At 71.8% G+C, this 3,361-nt stretch carries 3 protein-coding genes; all 3 read left to right on the plus strand.

Annotated features, from left to right (window positions below; genetic code table 11):
* The first annotated feature begins 219 nt into the window (after nt 1-219).
* Nucleotides 220-1,137, plus strand: coding sequence for a LysR family transcriptional regulator (locus tag KME77_RS23275; protein WP_219471061.1), 918 nt, complete (start codon nt 220-222; stop codon nt 1,135-1,137).
* Between the two features lie 76 nt (nt 1,138-1,213).
* Nucleotides 1,214-2,071 carry a serine hydrolase gene (locus KME77_RS23280; protein ID WP_219471062.1) on the plus strand — a complete coding sequence of 286 codons (858 nt, stop codon included), beginning with the start codon at nt 1,214-1,216 and terminating at the stop codon, nt 2,069-2,071.
* Between the two features lie 99 nt (nt 2,072-2,170).
* On the plus strand, nt 2,171-3,361 hold a 1,191-nt coding region (locus tag KME77_RS23285), incomplete at its 3' end, for an AMP-binding protein (protein WP_219471063.1).

Raw genomic sequence — 3,361 nt, forward strand, 5'->3', positions numbered from 1 at the left:
AACCAGATCGTCCCGGCCGCCGCGACGGCGGGCACCAGGACGGCGGCGGTGACCCACGGCCACCCCCGCCTGCGCCTGGGCGGTGTCTCGGGCCTGAGGTCCATGAGCGTGTTCCCCCGTTGTGTCCCCATGCCGCCGAAGCACACCAGAGTCCGCTATGCGGTGTCCAATACTGATATGAGCGATATATCCATATAAATTTGGCTATGATGGCTGGTCATGGATCTCGTACGGCACCTCCGCTACTTCTGTGTGGTCGCGGAGGAGCTCCACTTCGGCAACGCCGCGATCCGGCTCGGCATGGCGCAGCCGCCGCTCAGCCAGCGGATCAAGCGCCTGGAGGAGGAGCTCGGCGTGCGGCTCTTCGACCGCTCGGCCCGGCAGGTGCGGCTCACCGAGGCGGGCCGCCTGCTGGTCGGCGAGGCGCGCGAGATCGTGGCCCGCGTGGACCGGCTGCGCGAGCTGGTCCGCCATGGCGAGGGAACGGTCCTCAAGCTCGGCGTCCCGCCCGACCTGGCCGCCGCCGTGATCGCCGCCCTCGTCGCCGGCTTTCGCGCCGGCAATCCGGACGTACGGCTCGCACCCGCCGAGATCTGGACGGCCGACCAGGTGACCGCGCTCGCCGAGGGCGCCATCGACGTCGGCATCGTCCGCCACCCGATCAACGCTCCCGGCCTGCGGTACGGGCAGGTGCTGGTCCAGCCGCAGGGCGTGCTGCTGGCCGAGGGCGACCCGCTGGCCCAGGCCGGCGAGGTGCACCTGGCCGACCTGGCGGGGCGCGACCTGCTGATGCCGCCTAAGGATGGCGAGCCGGGGCTGCACGCCGCGACGCTGGCCGAATGCCGCCGCCACGGGTACGTGCCCGCCCAGGTGCACCAGGGCGCCGGGCTCGGGCTGGTGCTGGCGGGGGCGGCGGTCACGTTCGGGGCCAGGGTGGACCTGCCCGGGATCGCCTGGCGGCCACTGCTAGGCTCGCCGATCAGTTGCCGGGTCTCAACCGCCTGGCGCGTGGAGACGGACGCGGTCACCGGTTTCTCGGCGGTGGCCGTACGAACGCTGAAAGAGAGCGCCGGGATGACCGACGAGGGCGCGCCAGCGGTCCGCCACATCAGCCGCAGACCCGGGATGCTGGCATGACGCGGGCGACGGCCGGCCCGCCGCGCGAGGCGTCGGCAGGGGCGGCCCGGGGCGCGGCGCTGCCCGAGGTGCGGGGATGAGTGAGCCGGACTTCGCGGCGATGTTCCGGGCGGCTGGCGTGACGGGGTGGCTGCACGCGGCCGACGTGCGCACCGGGCGGGAGGTCGGGCTCGGCTCCGACGAGCCGCTGCCGACCGCGTCGATGTTCAAGGTGCCGCTGCTCGTGGGCCTCTGCCGTCAGGCCGACGCCGGGCTGCTCGACCTGGCGAGCCACGTGACCGTGCGGCCCGCCGACCGGGTGCCGGGGCCCACCGGGCTGTCGGCGATGCTCGACGACGTCACGATCTCGCTGCGCGACCTCGCGTACCTGATGATCACGGTGAGCGACAACACCGCCGCCGACACGCTCCTGGCCAGGGTCGGGTCCGACGCGGTCAACGGCATGCTGGCCGGCTTCGGGCTGAGCGCCACGAACGTGTGGCAGAGCGCCAGAAACATGTACGCGAGCATGGCGGAGGACACCGGGCACGGCTGGCCGTACCTGGATCCTGACGACATAGCGCGCCTGGGCGTGCTGGACCCCGAACGCACCAACCGCAGCACCCCGCGCGAGATGGCCGCCCTGTTCGGGATGATCTGGCGGGACGAGGCCGCCTCGCCCGAGTCGTGCGCGTGGATGCGCGGCGTGTTCAACCTTCAGGTGTGGCCGCACCGGCTGGCCTCGGGGTTCCCGTACGACGACGTGGAGGTCAGCGGCAAGACCGGGACGTTCCCGACGCTCCGCAACGAGGCGGGCGTGGTCGAGTACCCGGACGGCGGCCAGTACGCGGTGGCGGTGTTCACCCGCTCCTTCAGCACGGCCGTCAACCAGCCGCGCGCCGACGCGGCCATCGGCACGGCGGCCCGCATGGCGGTCGACCACCTGCGCCGCTGACCCCGTACGCGCAAGTGGGGCCGCGACACCCAACCCGGGCGCAAGTTATGTGGAGAGCCGGGTATGACATAGCCCCCACCTCCCGACAGGATGGTCACCATGGTTGCTGAAGGCGAACTTCTCTGGGAACCGACCGAAGACGTCGTCGCGCGCGCCCGTCTGACGAGCTATCTCAAGACCCTGGACAGGGCCGGGGAGAGCTACGAGGACGTGTGGCGCTGGTCGATCGACGACCCAGCGGCTTTCTGGACGTCGATCTGGGACTACTTCGGGGTGATCGGAGAGCGTGGCGACGGGCCCGTCATCACTGGGACGATGCCCGGCGCCGATTGGTTCACCGGAAGCTCGCTCAACTACGCGGAGAACGCCCTGCGCGAGCGTGACCACGAGGGCGTGGCCGTCGTGTTCGTCTCGGAGGACGGCGCGCGGCAGGAGCTGACCCACGCCGAGCTGCGCGAGGAGGTCGCCCGGGTCAGGGCGGGCCTGGTCCGGCTGGGGGTGGGGCGCGGCGACCGGGTGGCCGCCTATGTGCCGAACATCCCGCAGGCCCTGATCGCCTTCCTGGCCACCGCGTCCCTGGGAGCCATCTGGTCGGCCGGTTCGCCGGACTTCGGCGTCCCGAGCGTCGTGGACCGGTTCACCCAGATCGAGCCCAAGGTCCTGATCGCGGTGGACGGCTACCACTACAACGGCAAGAGCTACGACCGCTCGGCCGCCGTCAACGAGATCGCCGCCGCGCTGCCGTCGCTGCGCGCGACCGTGTGGATCCCGTACCTGACGGCCGCCGAGGAGGGGCTGCCGCCGCAGCAGGCCGAGCCCACGGCCACGCACACCCGCGAGGTGCCGCACGGCGAGGTGATCGGCTGGGAGGGGCTGCGGGCCGAGGCGGGGCCGCTGGAGTTCGAGCGGGTGCCGTTCGGCCATCCGCTGTGGATCCTGTACTCCAGCGGCACGACCGGGCTGCCCAAGCCGATCGTGCACGGGCACGGCGGCGTGGTGCTCGAACACCTCAAGTCGCTCTCCTTCCACCAGGACCTCGGTGAGGGGGACGTGTTCTTCTGGTACACCACCACCGGCTGGATGATGTGGAACTACCTCATCGGAGCCCTGCTGGTGGGGGCGGTGCCGGTGCTGTACGACGGCTCGGCCACCTATCCCTCGCCGGCCACGCTGTGGCGGATCGCCGACTCGGAGGCGGTGACCTACTTCGGGGTCGGCGCGCCGTACATCATGGCCTCGCTCAAGGCCGGCATCCGCCCGGAGGGGCTGGCGGCGCTGCGCGGAGTGGGC

It is taken from the genome of Nonomuraea rhizosphaerae, from assembly GCF_019396405.1.
Classification (GTDB): Bacteria; Actinomycetota; Actinomycetes; order Streptosporangiales; family Streptosporangiaceae; genus Nonomuraea; species Nonomuraea rhizosphaerae.

Coding starts and splice junctions, on each gene's coding strand:
- KME77_RS23280 (WP_219471062.1), top strand. CDS start 1,214: ATGAGTGAGCCGGACTTCGCGGCGATGTTCCGGGCGGCTGGCGTGACG.
- KME77_RS23275 (WP_219471061.1), top strand. CDS start 220: ATGGATCTCGTACGGCACCTCCGCTACTTCTGTGTGGTCGCGGAGGAG.